Below are 26,631 nucleotides of genomic sequence, written 5' to 3'. Positions count from 1 at the left end.
AACGCCGGTCCGACAGCCAATCAGCCCCCCGGTGGCCTGCTCTGTGGTCGGGGTCACCCGGGCCCGGGGCAGCGCCGGGCTCAGCCGGTGGGGACGTCCGCCGGGGCGGTCAGGGTCGGGTCGTCGATGTCGAAGTACCGGGGCCACTCGTGCCCGCGCCCCATCCGGAACAGCCGTACCAGCGGGCGGCCGCGGGCCGCCCGGGCGTCCCGGACCAGGTCGGTGTGCACCTGCCGGGCCAGGGCCAGCCGCCGGCTCGCCGCGATCACCGCCTCGCAGGCCGGGTCGTCCGGGTCCAGCTCGACCGTGCGCAGCTGCCGGGTCAGGTCGTTCTCGGCCGCCTCCCGCTCCTCGGGCACGGCGTCCAGGGCGATCCGGGCCGCCGCGTACAGCTCCACGCCGTACCGCCGCTCGGCCAGCACCGCCGCGGCCGCCGCGCGGCGCAGCAGGTGGGCGTCGAGCGCCCGGGCGGCCGACTCCGCCCGGGTCTGCAGCCGCTGGACCCGGCCGGCCGTCCAGATCAGGTACGCCGCGAAGAGCCCGACGACCAGGACCGCGCCCACCACCCACCACATGCCCGGCATCGTAGTGCTGCACCTCCTCCCGCCCGGTCCGCGTGGCCCCCGGCCGACGCCCTCGTCACAGCGGCCCCACCGACCCCGGCGGTCAGCCCAGCTCCGCCCACTCCTGGTCCATGACCCGGCCGTCGGTGGCCTCGATCGCCGCTGCGTATACCTCCAGAACCCGGCGGGCAACCACGGGCCAGTCGAAATTCGCCACTACCTGGTCGCCGCAGGCGGTCAGCTCGGCCCGCCGGTCGGCGTCGTCGAGCAGCTCGACCAGGGCGGTACGCAGCGCCGCGGCGTCCCCGGTCGGGAAGAGCCGGCCGGCCCGCCCGCCGTCCAGCACCCGGCGGAACGCGTCCAGGTCGCTGGCCACCACGGTGGTGCCGGCGGCGAGCGCCTCGGTGAGGATCATCCCGAACGACTCCCCGCCGGTGTTCGGCGCGACGTAGAGGTGCAGGCTGCGTAGCATGCGAGGTTTGTCCGCCTCGGAGACCATGCCGAGGAAGCTCACCCGGTCCCGCAGCTCGGCGGGGAACTGCCCGTACAGGTCCTCCGCGTCGCCCGGCCCGGCGACCAGCAGGCGCAGCCCGGGGCGCTCCGGGGCGAGCGCGACGAACGCGTCCCGCAGGATCGGGAAGCCCTTGCGCGGCTCCGTGAACCGGCCCAGGAAGCCCAGCGTCCCGCCGCTGCCCGGGCCGCACTCCCCCGGCCAGCCGGGTAGCGGCTCGACGCCGGCGAACTTCGCCACCGCCACCCCGTTGGGGATCTCCACCGCGCCGCCGTCCATGTGCTCGACCTGCACCTTGCGGGCCAGCGCGCTCACCGCGATCCGAGCGGTGATCCGCTCCAGCAGGATCTGCAGCACTCCCTGCGCGGCGGAGAGCACCCGGGACCGGGTCATCGCGGTGTGGAACGTGGCCACCACCGGGCCGCGGGCGCAGAGCACCGCCAGCATCGACAGGCTGGGGGTGAGCGGCTCGTGCACGTGCAGCACGTCGAAGTCGCCCCGGGTGATCCAGCGCCGCACCCGGGCGGTGGAGACCGGGCCGAACGCGATCCGGGCCACCGAGCCGTTGTACGGCAGCGGCACCGCCCGCCCGGCCGGCACCACGTACGCCGGCAGCGGCGAGTCCTCGTCGGCCGGGGCCAGCACGCTCACCTCGTGGCCCAGGCCGATCAGCGCCTCGGCCAGGTCCATGACGTGGTTCTGCACGCCGCCCGGGACGTCGAAGGAGTACGGGCACACGATGCCGATCCGCACGTTCGTGCCCTCTCCCTCAGATCGTCCCGGTCGTGGCCGGCGGGGTCGGGGCGTCCGCGCCGCCGTTCGTCGCCCGCTGGTCCAGCCACATCCGCTGCAACATGTGCCAGTCTTCCGGATGCCGGGCGATGCCCGCCGCCAGACCGTCGGCAATCCGCTGGGTCACCGTCCGGACCCGTTCGTCCAGCGCGGCGCTCTCCGGGTCGGGCAGCGGCAGCGGGCCCTCGATGGCGGCGCGGGCTACGTCCGGCTCGTACCACATGGAGGCCACGTAGAGCGGGGCGCCGGACCGGATCGCCAGCAGGGCCGGGCCGGCCGGCATCCGGGTCCGGCCGCCGAAGAACTCCACCTCCACGCCCCGGGCGGAGAGGTCCCGGTCGGCGAGCAGCGGCACCACGGTGCCCGCCCGCAGCCGGTCCAGCAGCACGTCGAACACGGGCCGGTCGCCGCCGTGGGTGGGCAGGATCTCCATGCCGAGGCCCTCCCGGAAGGCGAGGAAGCGCTCGTAGACGCCCTCCGGCTTGAGCCGCTCGGCGACCGTGGTGATCGGCCAGCCGGTGGCGGCCACCCAGGCCCCGGCGGCGTCCCAGTTGCCGGCGTGCGGCAGGGCGACCACCGCGCCCCGGCCTTCCGCCACGTCGGCGGCGAGCTTCTCCGCGCCGTCGAGGTGGAACCCGGCGAGGATCTCCCGGCGGCTCAGCGCGGGCAGCCGGAACGCCTCCATCCAGTACCGGGCGTACGACCGCAGGCCGCGCCGCACCAGGTCGTCCAGCTCCGCCTCGGGGACCTCCGGGCCGACCACCCGGCGCAGGTTGGCGCGCAGCCGGGCCGTACCCCCGCCGCCCCGGCGGTGGGCGCGGTCGGCGCCCGCCCGGAAGGCGGCGGCGACCACGGGCCGGGGCAGCGCGCGGACCAGCCGCCAGCCCGCGACGTAGCCCGCCTCGGTGAGGTTCACTCCTTGCCGACCAGCTGCGCCTGCCGGTACACGTGGACCATCCGCTGGCCGACCGTGAAGATCGCGACGGCGGCGAGCAGCCAGAGCGCGATCGGCAGGGCCGGGTCGAGGCCGAGGCCGGTGAGCAGGCCGCCCACCCCGACGATCAGCAGCCGCTCGGTGCGCTCGGCGATGCCCACGTTCGCGGTCATGCCCAGCCCCTCGGCGCGGGCCTTGACGTACGAGACCAGCCCGCCCGCGGCCAGGCAGAGCAGCGCGGCGGCCACCCCCGAGTAGTGGTGCTGGGTGGCCAGCCAGTACGCGACCGCGCCGAAGACGGCGCTGTCCGCGATCCGGTCCATGCTCGAGTCGAGGAAGGCGCCGAATTTCGTCGAGCCGCCGCTCATCCGGGCCATCGTCCCGTCGAGGAGGTCGGTGAGCGCGAAGACCGTGACGATCAGCGCTCCGGCGACCAGGTGACCGCGGGCGCCGAAGCCGAGCGCGCCGACGAGCACGCCGAGGGTGCCGGTCACGGTGACCGCGTTGGGGGACACGCCCGCGCGGAGCAGCCCGCGCGCGACCGGCTCCACGACGCGGGTCATGCCCGCGCGGGCCGTCACTTGGAAGATCTTCGCCATGGCGGTCCCACGATAACGGCCGGCAGCGGCCGGGGACACAGCTGGTCGTCCCGACCCGCCAGCCGCTCTTGTGTCGACTCGGTAACGGGTGTGAGATCGAGCGTGGGAGGTGAGCCAGTTCACCGGAACACCCGTCCGCGTACCCGTCGTCCAGGAGACCACCGGAGGATATCGCCGCGGCACCCGCCCGGGCCGCTTCCCCGTCGCGCGCGGCGGTCGCCACCACCACCGGCTGAGGGAGGTGCGCCGCCATGGCGCAGAAAAATCAGGAGAAGGGGGTCACCGGCGGCGCGCCGGTGGTGACCGAACCCGACAGGGTTCGCAACGTGGTGCTCGTCGGGCACTCCGGGGCGGGCAAGACCACGCTGGTCGAGGCGCTGCTCGCGGCCAGTGGCACGATCGGCCGGGCCGGCAGCGTCACCGACGGCACCACGGTCTGCGACCACGACCCCGCCGCCGTACGCCAGCAACGCTCGGTCAGCCTGGCCTGCGCCCCGCTGCTGCACCGCGACGTCAAGGTCAACCTCCTGGACACCCCCGGATACGGCGACTTCGTCGGCGAGCTGCGCGCCGGGCTGCGGGCCGCCGACGCGGCGCTGTTCGTGGTCTCCGCCGTCGACGGCATGGACGCGGCCACCGCCGCGCTCTGGGAGGAGTGCGCCGCGGTGGACATGCCGCGGGCCGTCGCGGTCTCCCGGCTGGACCACCCCCGCGCCGACTTCGACGAGGCGGTGGCGCTCTGCCAGCGGGTCTTCGGCGACAACGTGCTCCCGCTCTACCTGCCGATGCTCGGTGACGACGGCGTGTCGGTGGTCGGCCTGATGGGGCTGATCACCCGGCGGGTCTTCGACTACTCCACCGGGCTGCCGCCGGCCGTCCGCGAGCCGGACCCGGAGCACCTGCCGGCCATCCAGGAGTCCCGCAACGAGCTCATCGAGGGGATCATCGCGGAGAGCGAGGACGAGACCCTGATGGACCGCTACCTCGGCGGCGAGGAGATCGACACCGAGGTGCTCATCACCGACCTGGAGAAGGCGGTCGCCCGGGGTCACTTCTACCCGGTGGTGCCGGTCTGCGCGGAGACCGGGGTCGGCCTGGACGCGCTGCTCGACGGCCTGGTGTCGGCGTTCCCCTCGCCGCTGGAGCACGAGCTGCCGGCGGTCACCGGGGTGGACGGCTCGCCCCGTCCCCCGCTGGCCTGCGACCCGGACGGCCCGCTGGTCGCCGAGGTGGTCAAGACGACCGTGGACCGGCACGTCGGGCGGGTCTCCCTGGTCCGGGTCTTCTCCGGCACGCTCCGCCCCGACCAGCAGATCCACGTGTCCGGGCACGGCATGGCCGAGCGCGGCCACCCCGACCACGACGCCGACGAGCGGGTCGGCCACCTCTACAGCCCGCTCGGCGCGACGCTGCGCGAGGTGCCGGCCGCCGTTGCCGGCGACATCTGCGCGATCACCAAGTCGGGCAGCGCGGAGACCGGCGACACCATCTCCGCCCGGGAGGAGCCGCTGCTCATCGCGCCCTGGGAGATGCCGGAGCCGCTGCTGCCGGTGGCCATCGTGGCGAAGAGCCGGGCCGACGAGGACGCCCTCGCCCGCAACCTGGCCCGGCTGGTGGCCGGCGACCCGACGCTGCGGCTGGAGCGCAACGCCGAGACCCACCAGTTGGTGCTCTGGTGCATGGGCGAGGCCCACGCCGACGTGGTGCTGGACCGGCTGCGGGCCGGCGGCGTCGAGCTGGAGACCGAACCGGTCCGGGTGGCGCTGCGGGAGACCTTCACCGCCGCCGCCAAGGGGCACGGCCGGCACGTCAAGCAGTCCGGCGGCCACGGCCAGTACGCCGTCTGCGACATCGAGGTGGCGCCGCTGCCGCGCGGCGCCGGCTTCGAGTTCGTGGACAAGGTGGTCGGCGGGGCGGTGCCGCACAACTACATCCCGTCGGTGGAGAAGGGCGTCCGGGCGCAGATGGAACGCGGTCTGGTCGCCGGCTGTCCGGTGGTGGACCTGCGGGTGACCCTCTTCGACGGCAAGGCGCACAGCGTGGACTCCTCCGACGCGGCGTTCCAGACCGCCGGCGCCCTGGCGCTACGGGACGCCGCCGAGAAGGGCCAGCCGGCGCTGCTGGAGCCCGTCGACGAGGTGACCATCCGGGTGCCGGACTCGTCGGTGGGCGCGGTGATGGGCGACCTCTCCGGCCGGCGCGGCCGGGTGCTCGGCACCGAGCCGGACCCGGACGCCGAGGGGCGCACCCTGGTCCGCGCCGAGGTGCCCGCCACCGAGCTGCTCCGGTACGCGGTCGAGCTGCGGTCGATGACCGCCGGCACGGGCACCTTCCGGCGCGAGTTCGCCCGGTACGAGCCGATGCCCGCCCACCTCGCCGAGCAGGTCCGCAAGGAGCACGCCACCCGCTCCTGACCCCGCCCGTCCCGCCCGCCCCGCCCGCCCGGCCCCGCCTGGACGCGACCGGGCCCGGCTGGACCCACCCATGCCCCGCCCGCCCCCTGGACCCGCCCGGGCCCGAGGCGACTGATTCACGGAAATAGTGGTCTCCGCACCGCGGGAGGCCACTATTTCCGTGAATCAGCGCGGATCTTGGGCGGGCGGCGCGGCGACGGCGTGGGCGTCAGGGGCGGGCGGCGGGGACGGGGGGCATCGGCCAGTGTGGGCGGTCGGCGTCGCGCAGGGCGGCCGACCGGAGGGCGGCGAGCTGGCGTTCCACCTCGGCGAACTGGTCGGGGGCGAGCGGGCCCCAGCGCAGCGCCGCGGCGTTCTCCTCGACCTGGGCGACCGTCCGCGCCCCCGGGATCGGCACCGTCCGACCGCTGCGCGCCCAGATCCAGCCGAGCGCGCCCTGGGCGAGGGTCCGGCCGTCGGCGGTCAGCGCGCCCCGCACGGCGGCCACCCGGCGCAGCCACTCCGGTGCGGGCCGGCCGCTGCGGAACCACTCCAGCCAGTTCGGCGCGGTGCCCCGGACGTCGTCGCGGGGCAGCGTGGACCCCGGGGTGTACTTGCCGGTCAGCAGCCCCATCCCGAGCGGCCCCCGGGCGATGCTGGCCAGGTCGTGCTTGTCGCAGACGGCCAGCATGGCCGGGGCGTCGCGGAGCACCGACAGGCCGTGCTGCACGCCGGTGGCGCCCGGGGCGACCTGGGCGAACGCGGCGGCCCGGTCGACCCGGTCGGTGCTCCAGCCGTACGCCCGGACCAGCCCGTCGGCGACCAGCTCCTCCAGGGTGTCGACCAGCGCCTCGGCGCGTGGCACCGGCAGGTCCCCGAGGTGCAGCTGGTAGAGGTCGATCCGGTCGGTGTCCAGCCGGCGCAGCGAGTCGGTGACCGCCCGCCGCAGGTAGGCGGGGGAGGCGTCCTCCCCGGTGGCCTGCCGGGCCGCCTCGTCGAACGTGTAGCCCCACTTGGTGGCGATCACCGCCTCGTCGCGGCGGCCGGCCAGCGCCCGGCCGAGGATCCGCTCGCCGTGCCCGGCCCCGTACGTGTCGGCGGTGTCGAAGAGGGTGACGCCCAGGTCGAGCGCCCGGCGGACGGCCCGCACCGACTCCTCGTCGTCGACCGCGCCCCAGCCCAGCGGCCGGGTCCCCTCCGCCCACGGCCCACCGATCGCCCAGCACCCCATGCCGAGGGCGCTGACCTCGATGCCGCTGCGGCCCAACGTCCGCGTGCTGACTGCCATCGCCGCATCCTGCCACCTGCCCGACGCCGGTGGGCGGGAACATCACCCGGGGTGCCGGGGCGGCCACGGCGGACGGTCAGCGGGGCACGGCGTACGCCAGCACCAGCGGGGTCGCCTGCCCCGGCCAGGCGCCGGTCAGGCAGGCGTCGGACGGGGCGTCGGCCGAGCCCGGCCGCCGGACGACGGCCAACTCGACCGGGTGGGTCCGGATCAGCGTCGGGTCGCCGTCGACCACCTCGTGGGAATCACCGAGGACCGGCGGCCGGCCATCGCCGACGCGGCCGCCGGTGACGGTCATGTTCGGCTGGCGGGCCTCCCGCCGCCCGTCCACCTCGAAGTACTCTTCCGCCTGCCCGCCGCCGGCGAAGAGGGCGGCGGCCAGGGCGGGCGGGTAGACCGGGTCGGCGCAGGCGTCGTACACCCAGCGCGGGCCCAGCACGGAGTGCTCGGTGGTGCCGACCAGCCAGCGGTCGGCGCCGGCCAGCGGCGCACTCCGGTAGGTGAGCGGCACCTGCAGGACCGGCCCGTCCCCGGCCCGGACGAGCAGCGTCTCGATCCCGACCTCGCCGGCCGGGTCGTCGAAGCGGAACGTCGCCACCCGGGTGACGGCGACGCCCGCCGTCCCGGCGAACCAGGGGCGGCCGGGCAGCCAGGCGGTGAGCAGGTCGAGCTTCGAGGGGCGCAGTTCCGCGCGGTGCAGCAGAGCCATGCGCAAGATCGTACTGTCGGGGGGAACGCCGGGGGGCCGCCGATCCGGACGGTGCGGCAGCACCGCGACCGCGAGGAACAATGGGGCATGGCCACGGAACAGCTCGATCGGCCGACGGAGGCTCGGCCGGCGCCCCGCTGGGTGGCGCCCACCTTCGTGCTGCTGGCCCTGCTCACCCTGCCCTGGGTCGGCTACCTCGCGCTGACGCTGCCCCGGCACGCGGTGGCGGTGCACTACCGGGCGGCCTGGGTCGGCTTCGACCTGGGCCTGGTGGCGCTGCTCGCGCTGACCGCGTGGTACGCGTACCGGGGCGACCGCCAGGTGGCGCTGGCCGCCACCGGCACGGCGACGATGCTGGCGGTGGACGCCTGGTTCGACGTGGTCACCACCCCGGCCGGGCCGGACCTGGTGGTGTCGGTGCTGCTGGCCGTCCTCGTCGAGCTGCCGCTCGCCGTGGTCTGCGTCTGGATCGCCCGGCACGGCGACCGGATGGTCGCCCGCCGGCTGCGCCAGCTCGCCGCCCGCGCCCAGCTGGCGACCGACCGGGCCGACTCGGCCCAGCGCACCGCCGCCAGCGCCCGCCGCCAGTTGGCCCGCGTCCGGGGCCGGCAGCGCTGACGGTACGGACGGGCTCGCCGCACCGGCCGGCCCCGCCCGCGACGGCCGGCGGCGGCATCGCGGACGGCGGCGGAGCGGGTCAGGCCGGCCAGGCCTTGGCGAACAGGTCCCGGGTGTCGGCGAGCAGCTGCGGCAGCACCTTGGTCCGGCCGATCACCGGCATGAAGTTGGCGTCCCCGCCCCAGCGCGGCACCACGTGCTGGTGCAGGTGGGCGGCGATGCCGGCGCCCGCCACGCCGCCCTGGTTCAGGCCCAGGTTGAAGCCGTGCGCGTTGGAGACCCGGCGGACCACCCGCATGGCGTCCTTGGTGAACGCGGCCAGCTCCGCGGTCTCCGGCGCGTCCAGCTCGGTGTAGTCGGCGACGTGCCGGTACGGACAGACCAGCAGGTGCCCGGGGTTGTACGGGTAGAGGTTGAGCACCGCGAAGACGTGCTCGCCCCGGGCGACGATCAGGCTCTCCTCCGGGGGCAGGCCGGGGGCGCGGCAGAACGGGCAGCCGGTGGGCTTCTCGTAGCCACCCTCGGGACGGTCCTCCCCCGAGATGTAGGTCATCCGGTGCGGCGTCCAGAGCCGTTCCAGCCCGTCCGCCAGACCGTTGTCGGTGCCGTCCTCGAAATGTCGATCCGCCCCAGTCACACCGCAGATCCTACGGTCACCGCACCGTCGCGGCCGGGCCGGACACCGGCGTCCGGGGACACGGGTGGCGGGGTCGCGCGGGACACCGGTGACCGGCCCCGGAGACGCGACACGGCGGAGTCCGGTCGCCCGGAGCACCGCCGTGTCGGCAGGGTCGCCGCTCAGCCCTCGGCCGACGGACCCGAGTTGGTCCGCGAGGTGACCACGTCGACCACGTGGGCGACCGCCTCGGCGATCGGCACGCCGTTGCGCTGCGACCCGTCCCGGTAGCGGAAGGAGACCGTGCCGGCGGCCACGTCGTCGTCCCCGGCGATCACCATGAACGGGATCTTCTGCTGCTGGGCGTTGCGGATCTTCTTCTGCATCCGGTCGTCGCCCGCGTCGACGTCGGCCCGGATCCCCTGCTTGCGCAGCGTGGTGACGAAGTCCTGGAGGTAGTCGGTGTGGTCCTCGCGGATCGGGATGCCGACCACCTGCACCGGGGCGAGCCAGGCCGGGAACGCGCCGGCGTAGTGCTCGGTGAGCACGCCGATGAAGCGCTCGATCGACCCGAACTTGGCGCAGTGGATCATGACCGGCTGCTGCCGGCTGCCGTCGGCCGCCTGGTACTCCAGCCCGAAGCCCTTCGGCTGGTTGAAGTCGTACTGGATGGTCGACAGCTGCCAGGTGCGGCCGATCGCGTCCTTGGCCTGCACGGAGATCTTCGGGCCGTAGAAGGCCGCGCCACCCGGATCCGGCACCAGGTCCAGCCCGGTCTCGCGGGCGCACTGCTCGAGCACCGCGGTGGCCGTCGCCCAGTCCTCGTCGGACCCGACGAACTTGTCGGGCCGGGACTCGTCGCGGGTCGACAGCTCCAGGTAGAAGTCGTCGATGCCGAAGTCCTTCAACAGGCTCAGCACGAAGTTGAGCAGGTGCTTGATCTCGGCCGGCGCCTGCTCCCGGGTGCAGTAGGAGTGCGAGTCGTCCTGGGTCAGGCCGCGCACCCGGGTCAGCCCGTGGACCACGCCCGACTTCTCGTACCGGTAGACCGATCCGAACTCGAACAGCCGCATCGGCAGCTCACGGTAGGACCGCCCGCGCGACCGGTAGATCAGGTTGTGCATCGGGCAGTTCATCGCCTTGAGGTAGTAGTCCGCGCCCTCGAGTTCCATGGGCGGGTACATCCCGTCGGCGTAGTACGGCAGATGACCGGAGGTGTGGAAGAGGCCTTCCTTCGAGATGTGCGGGGTCCCGACGTACTGGAAGCCCTCCTCGATGTGGCGGGTGCGGACGTAGTCCTCCATGACCCGCTTGATCACGCCACCCTTGGGGTGGAAGACCACCAGGCCCGAGCCGATCTCGTCCGGGAAGCTGAACAGGTCGAGGTCCGCGCCGAGCTTGCGGTGGTCGCGCCGGGCCGCCTCCTCCAGCAGCTTCAGGTACGCCTTGAGCTCGTCCCGGGTCGGCCACGCGGTGCCGTACACCCGCTGGAGCTGCGGGTTCTTCTCCGAGCCCCGCCAGTACGCGGCGGCCGAGCGCATCAGCTTGAACGCGCCGATCAGCCGGGTGTTCGGCAGGTGCGGGCCGCGACACAGGTCCGACCAGCAGACCTTGTCCTCGTTCGCGGCGAGGTTGTCGTAGATGGTCAGCTCGCCGCCGCCCACCTCCATCACCTCGGAGGAGTCCAGCCCCTCCCCCTTGACCTCGATCAGCTCCAGCTTGAACGGCTCGGCGGCCAGCTCGCCCCGCGCCTCGTCCAGGCTGCTGAAGCGGCGCCGGCGGAACCGCTGGCCGGACTTGATGATCTCCTGCATGCGCTTCTCGAGCTTCGCCAGGTCGTCCGGCTGGAACGGCTTGTCGACCTGGAAGTCGTAGTAGAAGCCGTTCTCGATCGGCGGGCCGATGCCGAGCTTCGCCTCGGGAAAGACGTCCTGCACGGCCTGGGCGAGCACGTGCGCGGTCGAGTGGCGCAGCACGTTGAGCCCGTCCGGGGAGTCCAGGGAGACCGGCTCGACGCTGGTCTCCTCGGCCGGCTTCCAGTCGAGGTCGCGGAGCTGGCCGAGCGGGTCGCGGACCACCACGACGGCCTTCGGGCCGCTGGTGGGCAGCCCGGCCGCGGCCACCGCGTCGGCCGCCGTCGTCCCGGCGGCGACGACGACGGGGTCGGCCACGACGGGGGTACGGGGTGCGGACACGGTGACTCCTGTCGTCGATGGGTATCGGATGTGCCGGTACCGGCCCCTGCGATGCTATCGGTCGCCCGATCCGCACCGTCGGCGACGCCGTGTCGTCCCGATGGCTGGCCCGGCGAATTCCGTCCCCCGTTGAACCTTTCCGGGCTCCGGCCCGAACTACCGGGTGTGGCCGGGGCCGGCGCCGGCCGCGTGCGGACGGATGGGGGCGACCATGACGATGACCCGTCGGGGCCGGTGGTGGGCGGCGGCGCTGCTGGCCGCCACGGTGGGAGCGGTGAGCTGGCCCGGTGCGGCGAGCGCGGCCGGGGTGACGGTCACCACCTCCCCGGCGCAGGTGCACCAGGGCGACGCGATCGAGCTGGCCGTGGTGCTGCCCGAGGAGCGGGCCGCCAGCCGGACCACCCGGATCGAGCTGCGGATGCCGGCGGACGCGCCGATCGGCGAGGTCTACCCCCTCTCGGTGCCCGGCTGGGCGCCGCGCATCACCACCCGCGACCTCGACCAGCCGGTGGCCGGCATCCACTCCTCCGAGCTGACCCAGGTGACCGAGGCGGTGACCTGGATCCGCATGCCCGGGGCGGCCGGGCCCGCCCGGCTGTCGCTCGGCATGGGCCCGATGCCGGCCACCGACCGGCTCACCTTCCAGGTGATCCAGACGTACGCCGACGGCACGGTGGTGCGGTGGGCCGACCCGGCCGGCGGGACCCACCCGGCACCGACCGTGGCCCTGCTGCCGCCGCTGCCGAACAGCGGCGGGCACGGTGGCCACGGCGCGCCGGCCGCCGAGACACCCGCCGACGCGGCCGGCCCGGCGGCGCCGGCGGACCGCGACGGCGGTCCGAGCGCGGATCTCCTGCTCGGTGGCGGCCTGCTCGCCGGGCTCGGCGGCGGCGCGGCGCTCGGCTGGCTGCTCAGCCGCCGGCGGCGCGGCACCCTGACGCTCCCCGCCGACGACACCCCGCCCGCCGGGCCTCCCGCCGGCAACGGCGCTTCCGCCCACGGCAGCGCTCCCGCCGACAACGGCGCTCCCGCCGACGACGGGGCTGCCGCCGAGGACGCCGGCGACCCGGAGCCGGCCGACCCCGACGAGCCCCGCCCGGGCCGCGGTGACACCGGGGAGCCCGTCCTCACCGCCGAGGACCGGCCGACGGTCGCCGCAGCCCCCACCCGCTGACCGACCCCGCTCACGCCGACCCCGGGCCGGCGGGCGGGGCAGGTTCGCGCACGATCCTGGATCGAGTGGTGTCCGACCCGCCGCGAGGCCACTACATCCTGGATAGAGCACGATCTCCCGTGGCGGACGGCGGGTGCGGGGCGGGCGGACGGTCCACGCGGTCAGGCGTGCGTGGACAGCCAGGCGGGGAGGGGCTCGCGGGCGGCGAGCCAGCCGTCCGGCACGCCACCCGGCGTACCGACGCCGGTGTACGCCGCGACCACCCCGCCGACGATCGCGGCGGTGGTGTCCACGTCCCCGCCGGCCTCGACGCAGACCCGGATCGCGGTCGGGTAGTCGTCGAGGTGGGTGGCGGCGGCCCAGAGGGTGAACGGGACGGTGTCCTGCGCGGTGACCCGGGCGCCGTTGCCGAGCGCGGCGACGGCCTCCTCGGCCGGGTGACCGAGCAGCGCGGCGGCCCGGCGTACGCCCCGGTGCACCGCACCGGCCGGGTCGAGGGCGCCGGCCACCGCGCCGAGCAGCCGGGCCGGGTCGGGCCGGTCCCCGTCGAGCCGGGCCCGGGCGGCGAGCGAGGCGGCCACCGCCACCGCGACCGCCCCGGCGATCCCCTCCGGGTGGGCGTGGGTCACCTCGGCGGAGGCGCGGGCCTGGTCGGCGGCGCGCCGGGTCGAGTCGGCGTACCAGGCGCCGAGCGGGGCGACCCGCATGGCGGCCCCGTTGCCGCAGGAGCCCTGCCCGTCGAAGGCCGAGGCGGCGGCCACCGGCCACGGCGTGCCGGTACGGATCAGCCGCAGAACGGTCACCGCGCCCGGCCCGTACCCCCGGTAGGGCTCGCAGCGCTCGGCGAAGGCGAGCGCCAGCCGGTCCCGGTCGATCCGCCCCGCCCCGTCCAGCTCGGCGACCACCGAGCAGGCCATCTCGGTGTCGTCGGTCCACGACCAGGGCGGTGCGGGCAGCCGCCCGGCGGCCAGCTCAGCCGGATGCCGGCCGGGGACGAAGAACTGGGAGCCGAGGGCGTCGCCGACCGAGAGGCCGGCCAGCGAGTCGCGGGCGAGCGTGAGGCGGGTGTCGGGGAAGAGGGTGAACGCCATCGTCGTCCCAGCTTGCCCGTTTCCCAGGAGTGCCGCAACGCGATCAACTTGCCACCCCGAGTACGGTGCTGACGTGGCTACCGTCCTCCTGGTCGAAGACGACCACGTCGTACGCGGCGCGATGCTGCGGTCCCTCGCCGACCGGGGACACGCCGTGCACGCCGTCGGCACGGCGCTGGACGCGCTGCGCCGGGTGGCCGCCGAGACCCCCGACCTGGTCGTGCTCGACCTCGGCCTGCCCGACCTGGACGGCTCCGACGCGCTGCGCATGCTGCGCGGCATCACCGATGTGCCGATCATCATCGCCACCGCCCGGGACGACGAGCAGTCCGTGGTCCGGCTGCTGCGCGCGGGCGCGGACGACTACATGGTCAAGCCGTTCACCGGCGCGCACCTGGACGCCCGGATCACCACGGTGCTGCGCCGGGCCGGGCGGGCCAGCCGGGCGGTGCAGCCGGCCGTGCACACGGTGGGTGGCCTGCGGGTGGACGTCGGCGAGCGCAGCGCGGTGCTGGACGGGGAGCCGTTGGCGCTGACCCGGAAGGAATTCGACCTGCTGGCGTATCTCGCCGCACGTCCCGGCCGGGTAGTGTCCCGGCGGGAACTCTTGGAGGAGGTATGGCGGCAGCCATCGGTCGGCGAGGACCAGACCATCGACGTTCACCTCTACTGGCTGCGTCGCAAAATGGGCGAGTCCGCGGCGAAGCCGCGCTACCTGCGCACCGTGCGGGGGGTCGGCTTCCGGCTGGTGGCGCCGGACTGAGGCCCGCGCTGGCCTGGCTCACGGCCGGCATGTGCACCCTCCTGGCGCTCGCCTTCCTCGTCCCCCTCGGGATCACCCTGGCCGACCGGTCGCGGGACGAGAAGCTGGCCGACGCGGCCCGGCGTGCCGCCCTGGTCACCGGCGCCCTCGCGGTCAGCACCGATCCGGCGGTCGTCGGGCGGGCGGTGGCCGCCAGCGGGGACGACCCGGCGCTGCGGCCGGTCGTGCACGGCATCGGGACCGACGAGTCGCGCGGCCGGGCCGACGCGGCGGCGCTGGCGCGGGCCGAGGCGGAGCGGCACTCCCTGGTCACCGACGTGCCCGGCGGCGTGCTCCGGCTGGACCCGGTGGTGCTCGGCGACAAGGTGGCCGTGGTGGAGGTGTTCGTCCCCGACCGGGTGCTCGACGAGGGCGCCGGCAGCCGGTGGCTGCTGCTGCTCACCGTGGCGGTGGCGCTGGTCGGGGCCGCGGTGATCGTGGTCGACCGGGTCGCCGCCCGCACGGCCGACGCCGCCGGGGAACTGGTCAAGGCGGCGCTCGCGATCGGCGACGGCGACCTGGGCGTACGGGTCGAGCCGACCGGCCCGCGGGAGCTGGCGGAGGTCGGTCACGCCGTCAACCGGATGGCGGAGCGCCTGGTGGCGCTCCGCGCCGACGAGCGGGAGCTGGTCGCGGACCTGTCCCACCGGCTGCGCACCCCGCTGACCGCGCTGCGGCTCGACGCCGAGGCGCTGGAGTCGGACGACACCAGCATCGGCACGTTCAGCGAGGCGGAGCTGGACCGGCGCCGCGGCATCCGGCGGATCCGGCAGGCCATCGTCACCCTGGAGGGCGAGGTCGACCAGCTGATCAAGACCACCCGCAAGGCGGTCAGCCAGGAGACCGGCCCGGCGTCCTGCGACGTCAGCGAGGTGGTGCGGGACCGGATGGTCTTCTGGTCGGCCCTGGCGGGCGACCAGAACCGGCCGCACCGGGTGATCGGCGCCCAGCTGCGCATCCCGGTGCCGGTGCCCCGGGCCGAGCTGGCCGCCGCGCTGGACGCGGTGATCGGCAACGTCTTCCGCTACACCCCGCAGGGCACCGCGTTCGAGGTGGCGGTCAGCCGGCGGGACGGCTGGGTGGCGATCCGGATCGACGACGCCGGCCCGGGCATCGCCAACCCGGACCGGGCGCTGCGCCGGGGCACCAGCGACCAGGGCTCCACCGGCCTGGGGCTGGACATCGCCAAGCGGGTCGCGTTGCAGGCCAACGGGTCGGTCAGCATCGACCGGGCCCGGCTGGGCGGGGCCAGCGTGGTGATGCTGCTGGCCGACCCGGAGGCGACCCCCCGGCAGGTCAGCCGGTTCGGGCTGGTCGGCCGGATGGCCCGGGACGCCCGGGAGCAGAAGAGCGCGCGGCGCTGGGCACGCCCACGCTGACCGGCCCTGACTGTGGCCCGACGCAAGTCTTCCTTAGATAACGGTTAACGACGGCCGGCCGGCCGGACCGGGCTGTCAGGATCAGAACCGAACCCATCAGTTCCGTCGGCCGGGACGCCCCGTAACAACTCCGGTCGGTGGAGCCGTGGGGGGGGGGGGGGGGGGGGGCCCCCCCCCCCCCCCCCCCCCCCCCCCCCCCCCCCCCCCCCCCCCCGGCCCGCCGTCATGTCCCGGCCGGATGCCGTGGTGATCCGCTCCGGTTGCGGCATCCCGCGGTCTCCGGGCCCCGCACACCCCGGGATGCGGCAACCCGCCGCCGGCGCCGGAACGGGCGCCGCTCACCTGGTGGGAAGGGTGACCGACGCCTCGGGCCCGGCGGCCCGGGTGAACGGGCCATGACGAGCGTGCGACGACGCTGTGTGAGGGCCCTCACCCCACGGTCCGCGACACGCCGCCCGAACCGCCCCCTACGATCGCCTGTAGGTGCTCCAGCCGGCACCTGACGGCCATGGCACGGATCAGCGCAGGGCGCAGCGCGGCGTCCCGACGCCCCAGGCCGACCGCATACGAGCGTCTACGAGGACCGATGAATCCTGTCGTACTGATCGCCGAAGAACTCGCTCCCGCCGCCATCGAGGTGCTCGCGCACGACTTCGACGTGCGTCACGTCGACGGCACCGACCGCCCGGCCCTGCTCTCCGCCCTCTCCGAGGCCGACGCGGTGATCGTACGCAGCGCCACCCAGATCGACGCCGAGGCGATCGCCGCCGCGCCGCGCCTGAAGGTGGTCGCGCGGGCCGGCGTCGGCCTGGACAACGTCGAGGTGCCGGCCGCCACCGCGCGGGGCGTCATGGTCGTCAACGCGCCCACCTCCAACATCGTCTCCGCCGCCGAGCAGGCCGTCGCGCTGCTGCTCGCCGTCGCCCGGAACACCGCCAGCGCCAGCGCCGCGCTGAAGGCGGGGGAGTGGAAGCGGTCGAAGTACACCGGCGTCGAGATCCAGGGCAAGACCGTCGGCGTGGTCGGCCTCGGCCGGATCGGTGTGCTGTTCGCCCAGCGCATCGCCGCCTTCGGCACCCGGCTGATCGCGTACGACCCGTACATCCAGCCGGCCCGCGCGGCCCAGCTCGGCGTCCGCCTGGTCGGGCTGGAGGAGCTGCTGCGGGAGAGCGACTTCATCTCGATCCACCTGCCCAAGACCCCGGAGACCGTGGGCCTGATCGGCGAGAAGGAGCTGGCGATCGTCAAGCCGGGCGTCCGGATCGTCAACGCCGCCCGCGGTGGCCTGGTCGACGAGCAGGCCCTCGCGGACGCGATCGCGGAGGGCCGGGTCGCCGGCGCCGGCGTCGACGTGTACGCCAAGGAGCCCTGCACCTCGTCGCCGCTGTTCGCCTTCGACAACGTGGTGGCCACCCCGCACCTGGGCGCCTCCACCCACGAGGCGCAGGACAAGGCCGGCCTGGCGGTGGCCAGGAGCGTCAAGCTGGCGCTGCAGGGCGAGTTCGTGCCCGACGCGGTGAACGTGCAGGCCGGCGGCGTGGTCGCCGAGGACGTCCGGCCGCTGCTGCCGCTGGCCGAGAAGCTCGGCCGGGCCTTCACCGCGGTGGCCGGCGGGGTCGCCGCGAGCGTCACCGTCGAGGTGCGCGGCGAGATCGTCAGCCACGACGTCTCGGTGCTCAAGCTCGCCGCCACCAAGGGGCTGTTCAGCTCGGTGGTGGAGGAGCAGGTCACCTACGTCAACGCGCCGCACCTGGCCGCCGAGCGTGGCGTCGAGGTGGCGCTGACCACCCAGGCCGAGACCGTGGAGCACCCCAACCTGGTGACCGTGCGCGGCGCGCTGCCGGACGGCCGGACGGTCAGCGTCTCCGGCACGGTGACCCACACCGGGACCCGCGACGTCCTCAAGCTCACCGAGGTGGACGGCTTCGACGTGGAGATCGGCGCCGAGGGCATCCTGGTCTTCCTGCGCTACGTCGACCGGCCGGGCGTGGTCGGCACCGTCGGCACCCTGCTCGGCGAGGCCGGCGTGAACATCGCCGCCATGCAGGTCGCCCGCCGGGAGGCCGGGGGCGAGACGCTGATGACGCTCACCGTCGACCAGGCGCTCGGCGCGGACCTGCTCAGCTCGGCCGCCGACTCGATCGGCGCGGTCGCGGCCAGCGCCGCCGACCTGCGCGACGAGTAGGTCCGGACAGGACGGATCGGGGGCCCGGCCGGACGGCCGGGCCCCTCGTCGCGTCGGGGGTCAGGGAGTGACGCGGGCGGGCGGTGGGTAGACCGACCCGTCCTGGGCGTCGAAGAGCATCAGGTCGTGCTCGCCGGCCAGCCGCTCGATGTCGAGCAGCACCTGGTCCGCGCAGGTGGGGAAGAGGTTCATCTCCACGTGGTCCGCGGCCGTGTGCAGTGGGGCGACCTCCCACGGGGTGCCCGGACCGGCCGGCCGGTCCGGATACGCCGCGGTGATGGCCCGGTAGAAGCCGACCACCCTCGGGTCCGGGTACTGCTCGCCGTGCCGCCCCTCGCGGCACCGCTGCACCGCTGCCCGTACGTCGTCGGGCGTGGCCCCGGGCGGGAGGGCCCACACGCTCAGATCGAAACTCACGGCGGACAGCGTGCCATCTGTGGTCCGCCTCGTCACCCCTGCCCCGCCACGGGTTAACCCGGCGTTGACCGGCGGAGCTGCCGCGACGGTCCGCTGTGGAGACTCTTGCGTCGAGTTGCGTCGATTCGCTAGCGTACCCGTGCGGTCACTGGCTGAGTTGAGACTCCGGCCCGTCTTCGGGTGGCGCGGTCGCCGTCCGGCCCACCAGCCCGCACCCCTCGATTGCGCGAGCCACGCGCACTCGTCGCTGACCGGCCTCCACGGTCGTTGCCGAGACCGTGGGGGCCGATCGCGTTCCGCGTCCCGGATGCGAAGGCGGGACGCGGGGTGCCGGCGGTCGACGCTCAGCGCCGGCGGTGGGTGAAGAGCGCCCGGTAGTCGGAGCCGTTGCGGAACCAGGCCAGCCCGGCCGGCCCGGCCGCGTAGAGCGCGGTGGCGTAGGCGTCCGCGACCGCCAGGTCCGGGCCCACCACGGTGGCGGCGTCGAGCTGGTCGACCGGCTCCCCGGTGTGCGGGTCCACCACGTGCCCCTGCCGCCCGGTCACCCCGGAGGTGCCCACCGCGCCGGCCGTCATCTCCAGCACCAGCGGCGCCCGGCGGGCGTCCGTCGGGTGGTGGACGGCGACCCGCCACGGGCCGCCGTGCGCGGCGTGGCCGCGTACGGTCAGGTCGGCGCCGCTGAGCACGGCGTAGTCGTGCACGCCGGCGGCGCGCAGCCGGGTTGCGGCGCGTTCCACCGCCCAGCCGCCGAGCAGGCCGCCCGGGTCGAAGCCCCCGGGCACCGCCCAGGCGTCGAACCACCCGTCGGTGGCCGCCCGCATGGCGGCGCAGCGGTCCACCAGGTCGGCCAGCGGCGGGTACGACTCGGGGCTGATCTCCCCCCGCCGCAGCCTCGACACCAGGCTGTCCGGCCGGTTCGGCCCGTAGGTGAGGTCGATGGCGCGCAGCTCGGCGACCGCGTCCCGCAGCGCCTCCCCGACCCCGCGCCGGCCCAGCCACTCGGGGGCGTTGAGCAGCAGCGAGTACTCGGCGGTGGAGGTGCGGACGGTGTGCTGGACGCTGATGCGGTCGACGGCGGACCCGCCGGCCCGGTCCACCCGGTGGCTGCGGGCGCCGAGGCGCAGGTCGGGACGGCGGCTGAGGAAGGCCGACTGGTCGATCCACCGGGTCCGGGGCTGCTCGTCCGTCCACGCCGCCCGTCGCTGCTCGTCGATCCGCATGGCACCTGCTTCCCTCGCTGGCGACGCCGCAGCGCCGCGGCGAAGCCGGTCCCGGGCCCCCGTCGACCCGCTCACCTGCGACCCTAGGGGCTGGAGTTGACCGCCCCATGAATGTCACCTGGGAGCATCCTGAGTGTTCCCGCTTCCCGAATGGTGGAAGATGCGTACCGGGAGCCGGGACGGCGACGTACCGTTGCGCTGACCGACGAGGTGAGGAGCGCCAGGTGGCACGGATCGCGGTGGTGGCCGGGGACGGCATCGGACCCGAGGTGGTCGGGCAGGCCCGCAAGGTCATCGACGCCGTGCTTCCCGGGGTGGAGGCCACCGAGTACGACCTCGGCGCGGCCCGCTACCACCGTACCGGGGAGGTGCTGCCCGACTCGGTCCTGGACGAGCTGGCCGGGCACGACGCCATCCTGCTCGGCGCGGTCGGCGACCCGACCGTGCCGCCGGGCGTGCTGGAGCGCGGCCTGCTGCTGAAGCTCCGCTTCGCCTTCGACCAGTACGTCAACCTCCGCCCGTCGCGGCTCTGGCCGGGCGTCGGCGGCCCGCTGGCCGCGGTCAAGCCGGGCGAGGTCGACCTGGTCGTGGTCCGCGAGGGCACCGAGGGCCTGTACGCCGGCGCCGGCGGCTCGCTGCACCGGGACACCCCGGCCGAGGTGGCCACCGAGGAGAGCCTGAACACCCGGCACGGCGTGGAGCGGGTGATCCGGGACGCCTTCGCCCGGGCCCGCCGCCGGGAGCGGCGGAAGGTGACCCTGGTGCACAAGACCAACGTGCTGACCCACGCCGGCTCGCTCTGGTCGCGCGCCTTCGAGGCGGTCGCCGCCGAGCACCCCGACGTCGCCACCGAGTACCAGCACGTCGACGCCGCCGCGATGTTCCTGGTGACCAACCCCCAGCGGTACGACGTGGTGGTCACCGACAATCTGTTCGGCGACATCCTCACCGACATCGCCGCCGCCGTGACCGGCGGCATCGGGCTGGCCGCGAGCGGCTGCATCAACCCGGAGGGCCGCTACCCGTCGATGTTCGAGCCGGTGCACGGCTCCGCGCCGGACATCGCCGGCAAGGGCCTCGCCGACCCGGTCGCCGCGGTGCTCTCCGCCGCGCTCCTGCTCGACCAGCTCGGGCACGCCGACGCCGCCGCCCGGGTCACCGCCGCCGTCGCCACCGAGCTGGCCGGCCGTACGCCGGGCGCCCCCGTGCGCACCGAGGAGGTCGGCGACCGGCTCGCCGGGTACGCCGTAGCCTGACCCGGGCCCGTGAGCGGCCCGGGGTACGGGCCGCCGGACCCGTGCCTCCTGGGACCGCACCACCGGCCGGCCGCAGCGCCATCCGGTGGGCTCGATCTGTCGGGGCGGAGCTATCCGCTGAACGACCGTTCGGCCACCTCACCCGTTCGGGCACCCAAACCGGCCCGCACCGCGCCGACTCGGCCGAAGGGCCGACCCGTTAACGCATCGACGCGGCCGCAATCCTCCGGCCCGCCGACCAGCCGCCGGCCTGCCCGAATTGACCGGGCCGCCGGCCGATAGCCCGCACCCGCACGCCCGTCACAGCATCAACACAGTGACGCGCCCGGGGGCGGGACCTATCCGCACACCCGGGCGCTCGACCGGACACAGGAGGTCCGATCTATGAGCACCCTAACGGCCACCGAGCGGCGCTGGCGGGAAGCCGACCGCCAGTACGAGCGGCGAGAGCGTCTCGCCGCCCTCCGGTTCGCGGTGGAGAAGATGGCGATGCGGATCGCCGCATCGGAGTACGACAATGCCCGGTACGTGGGCAACGACTGGGCGAAGTCGGATCGGGCGTTCCGGGCCGCGAACCGGCGGAAGGACGCGCTGCGCCGGCTGCTCGACGCCCTCTACGCCGAGGCGATCCGATGACTTACCCCGTCGACGTCGCCCACGCCCCGCACACCCACGACCTCATCGCCGGCTACCTCCGCCACCTCACCGCCCTCGGCCGCGCCGAGACCACCCGCGACACCTACGCCGACGAGCTCTGCCGACTCGACCGCACCCTCCCAGAGGGCCTGGTCTACGCCTGCGCGGACGAGCTGCGCGACGGCATCCACACAGGGCGGCGCAGCCCCGCGCACATCGCGAAGATCACTGCCGCCGTAACCGGCTTCTACGCGTGGGCCACCAACCCGGCCGACCCGCGGCTGGACTACAACCCGGCGCAGCACCTGCCCCGCGCCAGCGTCCGCCCCCGCCGGCCCCGCCCGGTCACCAACGAAGAGCTGGCCGACATCCTGCGCCGCGCCCGGGAGCCCATGCGCACCTGGTATCTGCTCGCCGCCGGGAACGGGCTCCGGTGCGTCGAGATCAGCCGGCTCGACCGGGCCGACGTCACCGAAGAGGCGACGTGGATCCGCGGGAAGGGCGGCAAGGAACGCATCGTGCCGACGCACCCGGCCGTGTGGGCGGCCGTGCAGGACATGCCGTCCGGGCCGGTCGCCCGCAACCGCGACGGGTCGCACGCCGACCGCGTCCAGGTGCAGGAGCGGGCGAACTACCACCTGCAGCGGACGCTGGGCCACAAGACGGTGTCGATGCACCGGCTGCGGCACTGGCACGGCACGTACGTGCATCAGGCGGCCGGGGGAGACATCCGCGTGACGCAGGAGTTGCTGGGCCACGCCAACCCGAACACCACCTCCACCTACGTGGCCACGATCGGCGGGGCCAAGGCGGCGGCGGTGCACGCGCTGCCGCTGCCGGTCTGACCCCCCATAAACGACGAAGCGCCCCGGGCCACCATCCTCCGCGACTGGTGGAACCCGGGGCGCTCCCGTGTGCGGCTACCGGACGCGGCGCGGCCGACGCACCCGCTGCGGCGCCGTCACCTCCGGCGGCACCACGCACTGCTCCGCGACGGCCGTCCGCACCGGCTCCGTCACCGCCTCGATCCGAGGCCGCTGATCGGCCGGCAGCTGCCCACGCGACGCCACGACCACCACCTGGGCGCGGCCCTCCACCATGAGGGCCCACGCGTCCGGCCAGGTGCGCACGATGCCGGCGAACACGTACCCGCACGCCTCCACCCGCTCCAAGCACGGAGCGGCAACGGCGGCGAAGTCGGCAGGGTCGGTGACGGCGGCGGGAACGTAGACGACGGCGTGGTCGGTCGTCGGGGCGGTGCGGTGGGGCATAGGGCAACAGCTCCTTGTCTTAACGGAGGCTTAACCGGGGCCCCGATGAAACACCCGTACGACCGTCGCAGGGAAGCCCCCTGCCCAGAGGGCTCGAACACGCCGGGTGATCCGCTGGCAGATGCAAGTTGCACCTGCTATGGCGCGACGGTGGGTGAGCGCCAGCGGCGTTCGTGGCCCTGGTCTCGTAACCCACGGTGGGGTGTGTACGACGTTTACCGTCACGCAGGGCAGCGAACCGACTGTCGGTTCTCGCCGATACCGCTACGATTCGCGTTCGCCGCGTTCCTCCACGTAAACGCCCGCTCCCGGCACACCGTACGTCAGCCGCCGCTCCCGAAGGATGATGTGCGCCTTCTGAATCGTTGGCACCGACACCGAGTAGAGGATCGCCAGCTCACGCATGCTGGGCAGCGGTGTGTGCGGGGGATACTCGCCGGCGACGATACGGGCTGCGAGGTCTTCCGCGATCTGCTCGTACGTCAGCCGGCGGGCGGGCATATGTCGGTGTTCTCCGGTGGGTTGGGCTCCCGGATCACACCATGTGCAAATCCTTGCTTCAACAGCTTGGTTGCCCTAGATATCTAGGCTTTCTAGGGTGCAGATAGTGACGGGTTGGTGATCATGAGTAAACGGGGTGATCGTTATGGTGCCGGGCCGCGAGCACGCCGGCCCGTCCCTGGCGGCAGCCGTCACCATTCAGCCGGCCGGGCGGTTGCCTTCCCGGCGCGGCGAGGGGGGAGTGGCTCGGACATGCGACGCGATCGACAGCGAGCGGTCGCACTTCAGGCCGCCGTCGTGGCGATCATCGTTGGCCTGGTCTTTGTCTTGCTCGCCGTGGAGCCGCGCCGGCCTGCGCCGCAGCCGCTCACGTCGTGGCGGCCAGCCACCGAGGACGAGAAGCGGCAGCACGACGACGAACAGCGCCAGCGGGAAGCAGACCACCTGTCCGAAGTGCTGTTCCAGCAGTGGCAGCAGCGCGAGGTCGGGGCCGGCCTGGAGCGCATCCGGCGGGCGCCGGCCTTCCCCGCCCGGTAGGTCAGCCAGCGATCCGCAAGTCGCCGTACACCCGAGCCACCCGGCGCGCGTCGGATACCGAGTGGAGCACCTCCACCGCCCGCCCGGACCGGTCCCGGGTCGCGCGCCAGGTCTCCAGCACCCACGCCGCGTCCGGCAGGCCGAGCGCCTCCTGCTCCGCGCTGGTCGGCAGCCGGGCCGCCACCTCTTCGGTGGCGTCGGCCAGGTCGACGCCGGCGGCGGTCAGCGCGGCGTACAGCCCGCCGACTACCTTGCCCGGCTCGGCGAGCGGCGTCCCGGCGGCCACGTCGGCCAGGACGTACGACTCCTGCACTTGGGCCAGGTCTTCCCCGGCGTACATCCGCCGCGATCGGCGGACCAGCTCGACGCCGGCGGCGACTCCGAACCGGGTGGCCAGCTCTCCGATCGCTGGCACGCGTGCCACGTCGAGCACCTCCACCCGCCCCTGGATGCCCTGCTCGGCGCAGGCTGTCTCCCACGGCCCCAGCTCCCGCCCCGGACGGCCCGGGTCCGCGGCGCCCGCGTAGTGGGCCAGGGCGAGCCGCACGGGCGGCTGCGCGACGGTGGTGCCGCTCTTGGTCGCGGTGACGACAAGGCCGGCCGCCTTCAGGCTGGCCAGCGCGCGCCGCACGGTCTCGCGAGAGACGTCGAAGCGGGCCGCCAGGTCGTGCTCGGTCGGCAGCTGGCTGCCCGGAGGGTACTCACCGGACTCGATCGCCGCGCGCAGCTCGGCAGCGATCTCGCGATATCCCATCGCCACGGGTTGGCCTCCCTTCGGCTGGACGCTGACCGCCCCAGTATGCGTACGCAAATGCTTGACGGAACAGCGGGATCCCGCTCACACTCTCCCTAGGATTTGCGTACGCAAAACACAGAGGGGTTGCGCCGTGACGGACTGGCTGATCAACCGGACGCGACGGCGGCCCAGCTCACCAGGGGGAGGCTCCATGAACCCGCGCACGGTCGCCCGATGCGTCGAGGCCCTGCCGCACCGGCTCGACGACGCCCACGTCCCCCAACTGCCCGCTTGGACCTGCCCCGCCTGCGGGGACGCTGCCTGGCCCTGCCCACCCGCACAGACGAAGCTGGCCGAGTCCTACGGGCCCGACCGAGTCGGCCTCGCCGCCTACGTCGGTGCGCTGCTCTTCGCCGCCGCCGGCGACCTTCCCCGCGTGCCCTCCGCCGAGCTGCACGAGCGGTTCGTGGCATGGACCCGATAGCCGCCACCTGGACCGCGGGCACCGTGCTGCGCATCGGCCGCGACGCTGGCGTCCAGTTCGGCGGCGACCGCGCACTGACTCTGCGGCTGGTGTCCGTCGACGACCGGCCCACCTACGAGGGCGCGACCTGGGTCACCGGCTACGTCCTCAACGCCGCCGGCGATGCCACCGCCCGGCGCGAGCTCTACATCGACTCGACCGCCGGCGTGCGGGTCCTGTCGCGGCCCGGGCCCACACCGACGCGACGCTCCAGCACGAAGGCGACGCGGCCGCAGCCGACCCGCCCCAGCACGCCACGCGCGGATGGCGTCAACCGCCGATCGGCCAGAGCCTCCGAGCCAGTCAACGGCTGCGCCGAGGGGTAACAACGCCGGTACGGTCCGGAGCCATGGATAGGACCTTCACCGCCGTGCTGGCCGCCGCAGCGGTGCTCGCGACCACCAGCTGCACCGTCGCCGGCGGCGGTACCCCCACTACCTCTCCGCCCACGCCATCCCGGACAGGGGCAGATGATCGGGAAATCTGCCGGGACATCTATCGGCCGGGCACCGAGGCGGACCTTGACCCAGCTCGCAACCAAAAGATCGGGGGGCGCGCGTCTCTCTCCACGACTCCGGGTATGGCAGAGGCCGGAGCGCGCCTTGCCGCAGCGGCCGGGCAGGCCTCGATCACCGATAGCGATCCGTCTGACCGGCTTGCCATGATCGAGGCGCAGCGCGACATGGCGATGGTTTGCAGGACGCTCTTCGGCCCGGGTCCTTGGTAGCTGTCCGGAGTTTCGACCCTCCGTCACCCTCCGGTTGACGGTCTAGAGGTTTCCTGCTCACTGTCCGATTCGTCACTCGCGGGCTTGCGCTTCGTTTTTCAACCGCTACCCTGAGGCTCCCGTGGGGAGGCACTATTGGGGTACTGGAAACGGCATCCAAAAAAGGATCTAGAAAACGTTCTGCGTGTATTCGACCGCCACGGGTACACGATCAAGAACCCGCCCAAGTACTACACGCTGCGCTGCCCCTGCGGCCAGCACCAGCGACAACTGCACCTGACACCGTCGAACCCGTACCACGGCAACCTCGCGCTCAAGTGGGCCGAGAAGCTGCCCTGCTGGAACCCAAAGGACGACGACGACCAGGACGGAGGGAAGAGTCAATGATCCAAGTCCAGATCAGCCGACACTTCGATGTCCGCACCGCCGACGGCCACCCCCTCAACGCCGAGGAACTGCACGCCGAGGGCGAGCGCCTGATGGACGCCCTGCTCGACCTGGAGGCCTGCAACGACGACGTGTGCGACTCCACCACCGCGACCGACGCCGACGCCGGGACCATCCTGGTGGAGCTGCTCGTCACCGCCGACACCGAGGCCGCCGCGGTCGACAAGTCCCTCGTCCTCACCCGCACCGCGATCCACGCCATCGGCGGAGCCACCCCCTGGGACGCCGCTGACGACGACGGGGCCGACTACCGCCCCCGCGACATGCAGCTCGAATACGTCTGACCCCGACCCCCACTCGGGGCACAGAGAAGCGGGGGGGGCCGCGCCGGGGGGGGGGGGGGGGGGGGGGGGGCGGGGGGGGGGGGGCGGGGGGGGGGGGGGGGGGGGGGGGGGGGGGGGGGGGGGGGGGGGGGGGGGGGGCACGGAGACCGGGCGAGTGGTGCCGTCCGGCGCCTCCCCGACCCGTGCCGCCGGCTCGCCCCGGTCGACCGGGCAGGACCGGTCGGGCC

At 74.4% G+C, this 26,631-nt stretch carries 28 protein-coding genes; 14 read left to right on the top strand and 14 right to left on the bottom strand.

Annotated elements, in window-relative coordinates:
• Positions 1–80 precede the first annotated feature (80 nt).
• From ACGFI9_RS28070 to pgsA, 4 genes are all read right to left on the bottom strand, one after another.
• Positions 81–575 carry a hypothetical protein gene (locus ACGFI9_RS28070; RefSeq protein WP_393182555.1) on the bottom strand — a complete coding sequence of 165 codons (495 nt, stop codon included), beginning with the start codon at positions 573–575 and terminating at the stop codon, positions 81–83.
• A 91-nt stretch (positions 576–666) separates the two neighbouring features.
• Positions 667–1,827: a glycosyltransferase family 4 protein gene (locus ACGFI9_RS28065; RefSeq protein WP_393182553.1), complete on the bottom strand. Its 1,161-nt coding sequence runs from the start codon at positions 1,825–1,827 to the stop codon at positions 667–669.
• A 16-nt stretch (positions 1,828–1,843) separates the two neighbouring features.
• Positions 1,844–2,782, bottom strand: coding sequence for a phosphatidylinositol mannoside acyltransferase (locus ACGFI9_RS28060; protein ID WP_393182551.1), 939 nt, complete (start codon positions 2,780–2,782; stop codon positions 1,844–1,846).
• Positions 2,779–3,399 carry a phosphatidylinositol phosphate synthase gene (pgsA, locus tag ACGFI9_RS28055; RefSeq protein ID WP_393182549.1) on the bottom strand — a complete coding sequence of 207 codons (621 nt, stop codon included), beginning with the start codon at positions 3,397–3,399 and terminating at the stop codon, positions 2,779–2,781. The genes ACGFI9_RS28060 and pgsA overlap by 4 nt, the downstream gene beginning before the upstream one ends.
• Before the next feature lie 251 nt (positions 3,400–3,650).
• On the opposite strand from pgsA, the gene ACGFI9_RS28050 reads away from it, so the two are divergent.
• A complete protein-coding gene (locus tag ACGFI9_RS28050) occupies positions 3,651–5,813 on the top strand; it encodes an elongation factor G-like protein EF-G2 (protein ID WP_393182547.1) in 2,163 nt (720 codons plus the stop codon).
• A gap of 208 nt (positions 5,814–6,021) precedes the next feature.
• Here ACGFI9_RS28050 and ACGFI9_RS28045 read toward each other — a convergent pair whose 3' ends face one another.
• Both ACGFI9_RS28045 and ACGFI9_RS28040 read right to left on the bottom strand, forming a co-directional pair.
• A complete protein-coding gene (locus tag ACGFI9_RS28045; RefSeq protein ID WP_393182545.1) occupies positions 6,022–7,080 on the bottom strand; it encodes an aldo/keto reductase in 1,059 nt (352 codons plus the stop codon).
• Positions 7,081–7,156: 76 nt separating this feature from the next.
• Positions 7,157–7,789 carry a hypothetical protein gene (locus ACGFI9_RS28040; protein WP_393182543.1) on the bottom strand — a complete coding sequence of 211 codons (633 nt, stop codon included), beginning with the start codon at positions 7,787–7,789 and terminating at the stop codon, positions 7,157–7,159.
• A gap of 87 nt (positions 7,790–7,876) precedes the next feature.
• Between ACGFI9_RS28040 and ACGFI9_RS28035 the strand changes: the two genes are divergently transcribed.
• Positions 7,877–8,407 carry a hypothetical protein gene (locus ACGFI9_RS28035; RefSeq protein WP_393182541.1) on the top strand — a complete coding sequence of 177 codons (531 nt, stop codon included), beginning with the start codon at positions 7,877–7,879 and terminating at the stop codon, positions 8,405–8,407.
• Between the two features lie 79 nt (positions 8,408–8,486).
• On the opposite strand, the gene ACGFI9_RS28030 is transcribed toward ACGFI9_RS28035, so the two are convergent.
• Both ACGFI9_RS28030 and thrS read right to left on the bottom strand, forming a co-directional pair.
• Positions 8,487–9,044, bottom strand: coding sequence for an HIT family protein (locus tag ACGFI9_RS28030; protein WP_393182539.1), 558 nt, complete (start codon positions 9,042–9,044; stop codon positions 8,487–8,489).
• Positions 9,045–9,205: 161 nt separating this feature from the next.
• Complete coding sequence (gene thrS / locus ACGFI9_RS28025) at positions 9,206–11,218, bottom strand: threonine--tRNA ligase (RefSeq protein ID WP_393182537.1); 2,013 nt, start codon at positions 11,216–11,218, stop codon at positions 9,206–9,208.
• A 211-nt stretch (positions 11,219–11,429) separates the two neighbouring features.
• On the opposite strand from thrS, the gene ACGFI9_RS28020 reads away from it, so the two are divergent.
• Complete coding sequence (locus ACGFI9_RS28020) at positions 11,430–12,392, top strand: DUF1775 domain-containing protein (RefSeq protein ID WP_393182535.1); 963 nt, start codon at positions 11,430–11,432, stop codon at positions 12,390–12,392.
• 161 nt (positions 12,393–12,553) lie between these two features.
• Here ACGFI9_RS28020 and ACGFI9_RS28015 read toward each other — a convergent pair whose 3' ends face one another.
• Positions 12,554–13,483 carry an ADP-ribosylglycohydrolase family protein gene (locus ACGFI9_RS28015; protein WP_393182533.1) on the bottom strand — a complete coding sequence of 310 codons (930 nt, stop codon included), beginning with the start codon at positions 13,481–13,483 and terminating at the stop codon, positions 12,554–12,556.
• A 73-nt stretch (positions 13,484–13,556) separates the two neighbouring features.
• Here ACGFI9_RS28015 and ACGFI9_RS28010 point away from each other — a divergent pair, with 73 nt between their 5' ends.
• The 3 genes from ACGFI9_RS28010 to serA all read left to right on the top strand — a co-directional run bounded on the left by ACGFI9_RS28010 (position 13,557) and on the right by serA (position 17,849).
• Positions 13,557–14,246 carry a response regulator transcription factor gene (locus ACGFI9_RS28010; protein WP_393182531.1) on the top strand — a complete coding sequence of 230 codons (690 nt, stop codon included), beginning with the start codon at positions 13,557–13,559 and terminating at the stop codon, positions 14,244–14,246.
• 29 nt (positions 14,247–14,275) lie between these two features.
• Positions 14,276–15,664, top strand: a complete 1,389-nt coding sequence (locus ACGFI9_RS28005; RefSeq protein ID WP_393182529.1) for an ATP-binding protein — start codon at positions 14,276–14,278, stop codon at positions 15,662–15,664.
• 586 nt (positions 15,665–16,250) lie between these two features.
• A complete protein-coding gene (gene serA / locus ACGFI9_RS28000; RefSeq protein ID WP_393182527.1) occupies positions 16,251–17,849 on the top strand; it encodes a phosphoglycerate dehydrogenase in 1,599 nt (532 codons plus the stop codon).
• 60 nt (positions 17,850–17,909) lie between these two features.
• Here serA and ACGFI9_RS27995 read toward each other — a convergent pair whose 3' ends face one another.
• Together ACGFI9_RS27995 and ACGFI9_RS27990 are read right to left on the bottom strand one after the other, a co-directional pair.
• Positions 17,910–18,266, bottom strand: a complete 357-nt coding sequence (locus ACGFI9_RS27995; protein WP_393182525.1) for a hypothetical protein — start codon at positions 18,264–18,266, stop codon at positions 17,910–17,912.
• A gap of 344 nt (positions 18,267–18,610) precedes the next feature.
• Complete coding sequence (locus tag ACGFI9_RS27990; protein ID WP_393182523.1) at positions 18,611–19,486, bottom strand: FAD:protein FMN transferase; 876 nt, start codon at positions 19,484–19,486, stop codon at positions 18,611–18,613.
• A 224-nt stretch (positions 19,487–19,710) separates the two neighbouring features.
• On the opposite strand from ACGFI9_RS27990, the gene ACGFI9_RS27985 reads away from it, so the two are divergent.
• The 3 genes from ACGFI9_RS27985 (at position 19,711) to ACGFI9_RS27975 (ending at position 22,223) form a co-directional block, all read left to right on the top strand.
• Complete coding sequence (locus tag ACGFI9_RS27985; RefSeq protein ID WP_393182521.1) at positions 19,711–20,742, top strand: 3-isopropylmalate dehydrogenase; 1,032 nt, start codon at positions 19,711–19,713, stop codon at positions 20,740–20,742.
• A gap of 384 nt (positions 20,743–21,126) precedes the next feature.
• Positions 21,127–21,378 carry a hypothetical protein gene (locus ACGFI9_RS27980; RefSeq protein ID WP_393182519.1) on the top strand — a complete coding sequence of 84 codons (252 nt, stop codon included), beginning with the start codon at positions 21,127–21,129 and terminating at the stop codon, positions 21,376–21,378.
• Complete coding sequence (locus tag ACGFI9_RS27975) at positions 21,375–22,223, top strand: tyrosine-type recombinase/integrase (protein WP_393182518.1); 849 nt, start codon at positions 21,375–21,377, stop codon at positions 22,221–22,223. Before ACGFI9_RS27980 ends, ACGFI9_RS27975 begins: the two co-directional genes overlap by 4 nt.
• Before the next feature lie 75 nt (positions 22,224–22,298).
• On the opposite strand, the gene ACGFI9_RS27970 is transcribed toward ACGFI9_RS27975, so the two are convergent.
• Both ACGFI9_RS27970 and ACGFI9_RS27965 read right to left on the bottom strand, forming a co-directional pair.
• Positions 22,299–22,649, bottom strand: a complete 351-nt coding sequence (locus ACGFI9_RS27970) for a hypothetical protein (RefSeq protein ID WP_393182516.1) — start codon at positions 22,647–22,649, stop codon at positions 22,299–22,301.
• Positions 22,650–22,913: 264 nt separating this feature from the next.
• Positions 22,914–23,150 carry a winged helix-turn-helix domain-containing protein gene (locus tag ACGFI9_RS27965; RefSeq protein ID WP_393182514.1) on the bottom strand — a complete coding sequence of 79 codons (237 nt, stop codon included), beginning with the start codon at positions 23,148–23,150 and terminating at the stop codon, positions 22,914–22,916.
• Positions 23,151–23,447: 297 nt separating this feature from the next.
• Between ACGFI9_RS27965 and ACGFI9_RS27960 the strand changes: the two genes are divergently transcribed.
• Positions 23,448–23,687 (top strand): hypothetical protein, encoded by a 240-nt coding sequence (locus tag ACGFI9_RS27960; protein WP_393182512.1) that lies wholly within the window; start codon positions 23,448–23,450, stop codon positions 23,685–23,687.
• Position 23,688: 1 nt separating this feature from the next.
• Here the strand turns inward: ACGFI9_RS27960 and ACGFI9_RS27955 are convergent, their stop codons facing one another.
• Entirely contained in the window at positions 23,689–24,441 is a 753-nt protein-coding gene (locus ACGFI9_RS27955) for a GntR family transcriptional regulator (protein ID WP_393182817.1), read from the bottom strand.
• 193 nt (positions 24,442–24,634) lie between these two features.
• Here ACGFI9_RS27955 and ACGFI9_RS27950 point away from each other — a divergent pair, with 193 nt between their 5' ends.
• The 4 genes from ACGFI9_RS27950 to ACGFI9_RS27935 all read left to right on the top strand — a co-directional run bounded on the left by ACGFI9_RS27950 (position 24,635) and on the right by ACGFI9_RS27935 (position 26,404).
• Positions 24,635–24,907: a hypothetical protein gene (locus tag ACGFI9_RS27950; RefSeq protein WP_393182510.1), complete on the top strand. Its 273-nt coding sequence runs from the start codon at positions 24,635–24,637 to the stop codon at positions 24,905–24,907.
• Positions 24,895–25,272 carry a hypothetical protein gene (locus ACGFI9_RS27945; RefSeq protein WP_393182509.1) on the top strand — a complete coding sequence of 126 codons (378 nt, stop codon included), beginning with the start codon at positions 24,895–24,897 and terminating at the stop codon, positions 25,270–25,272. The genes ACGFI9_RS27950 and ACGFI9_RS27945 overlap by 13 nt, the downstream gene beginning before the upstream one ends.
• Before the next feature lie 23 nt (positions 25,273–25,295).
• The gene (locus tag ACGFI9_RS27940; RefSeq protein WP_393182507.1) at positions 25,296–25,673 is read left to right on the top strand and encodes a hypothetical protein; all 378 of its coding nucleotides are present in this window, start codon (positions 25,296–25,298) and stop codon (positions 25,671–25,673) included.
• 383 nt (positions 25,674–26,056) lie between these two features.
• Entirely contained in the window at positions 26,057–26,404 is a 348-nt protein-coding gene (locus tag ACGFI9_RS27935; RefSeq protein WP_393182505.1) for a hypothetical protein, read from the top strand.
• Positions 26,405–26,631: the final 227 nt, after the last annotated feature.

The organism is Micromonospora sp. NPDC048930 (assembly GCF_043197935.1).
In the GTDB taxonomy this organism is placed as follows: Bacteria; Actinomycetota; Actinomycetes; order Mycobacteriales; family Micromonosporaceae; genus Micromonospora.
Note: the sequence above shows the minus strand (reverse complement) of the source record. Positions and strands in the feature narration are given on the sequence as shown.

Excerpts from the sequence above, each read along its gene's own strand:
- ACGFI9_RS27945 (WP_393182509.1), top strand. The coding sequence starts at position 24,895 with ATGGACCCGATAGCCGCCACCTGGACCGCGGGCACCGTGCTGCGCATC.
- pgsA (WP_393182549.1), bottom strand. The coding sequence starts at position 3,399 with ATGGCGAAGATCTTCCAAGTGACGGCCCGCGCGGGCATGACCCGCGTC.
- serA (WP_393182527.1), top strand. The coding sequence starts at position 16,251 with ATGAATCCTGTCGTACTGATCGCCGAAGAACTCGCTCCCGCCGCCATC.
- ACGFI9_RS27970 (WP_393182516.1), bottom strand. The coding sequence starts at position 22,649 with ATGCCCCACCGCACCGCCCCGACGACCGACCACGCCGTCGTCTACGTT.
- ACGFI9_RS28050 (WP_393182547.1), top strand. The coding sequence starts at position 3,651 with ATGGCGCAGAAAAATCAGGAGAAGGGGGTCACCGGCGGCGCGCCGGTG.
- ACGFI9_RS28015 (WP_393182533.1), bottom strand. The coding sequence starts at position 13,483 with ATGGCGTTCACCCTCTTCCCCGACACCCGCCTCACGCTCGCCCGCGAC.
- ACGFI9_RS27950 (WP_393182510.1), top strand. The coding sequence starts at position 24,635 with ATGAACCCGCGCACGGTCGCCCGATGCGTCGAGGCCCTGCCGCACCGG.
- ACGFI9_RS28040 (WP_393182543.1), bottom strand. The coding sequence starts at position 7,789 with ATGGCTCTGCTGCACCGCGCGGAACTGCGCCCCTCGAAGCTCGACCTG.
- ACGFI9_RS28020 (WP_393182535.1), top strand. The coding sequence starts at position 11,430 with ATGACGATGACCCGTCGGGGCCGGTGGTGGGCGGCGGCGCTGCTGGCC.
- ACGFI9_RS27975 (WP_393182518.1), top strand. The coding sequence starts at position 21,375 with ATGACTTACCCCGTCGACGTCGCCCACGCCCCGCACACCCACGACCTC.
- ACGFI9_RS28035 (WP_393182541.1), top strand. The coding sequence starts at position 7,877 with ATGGCCACGGAACAGCTCGATCGGCCGACGGAGGCTCGGCCGGCGCCC.
- ACGFI9_RS28045 (WP_393182545.1), bottom strand. The coding sequence starts at position 7,080 with ATGGCAGTCAGCACGCGGACGTTGGGCCGCAGCGGCATCGAGGTCAGC.
- ACGFI9_RS27940 (WP_393182507.1), top strand. The coding sequence starts at position 25,296 with ATGGATAGGACCTTCACCGCCGTGCTGGCCGCCGCAGCGGTGCTCGCG.
- ACGFI9_RS28005 (WP_393182529.1), top strand. The coding sequence starts at position 14,276 with ATGTGCACCCTCCTGGCGCTCGCCTTCCTCGTCCCCCTCGGGATCACC.
- ACGFI9_RS27990 (WP_393182523.1), bottom strand. The coding sequence starts at position 19,486 with ATGCGGATCGACGAGCAGCGACGGGCGGCGTGGACGGACGAGCAGCCC.
- ACGFI9_RS28070 (WP_393182555.1), bottom strand. The coding sequence starts at position 575 with ATGTGGTGGGTGGTGGGCGCGGTCCTGGTCGTCGGGCTCTTCGCGGCG.
- ACGFI9_RS27980 (WP_393182519.1), top strand. The coding sequence starts at position 21,127 with ATGAGCACCCTAACGGCCACCGAGCGGCGCTGGCGGGAAGCCGACCGC.
- ACGFI9_RS27955 (WP_393182817.1), bottom strand. The coding sequence starts at position 24,441 with ATGGGATATCGCGAGATCGCTGCCGAGCTGCGCGCGGCGATCGAGTCC.
- ACGFI9_RS27965 (WP_393182514.1), bottom strand. The coding sequence starts at position 23,150 with ATGCCCGCCCGCCGGCTGACGTACGAGCAGATCGCGGAAGACCTCGCA.
- ACGFI9_RS27935 (WP_393182505.1), top strand. The coding sequence starts at position 26,057 with ATGATCCAAGTCCAGATCAGCCGACACTTCGATGTCCGCACCGCCGAC.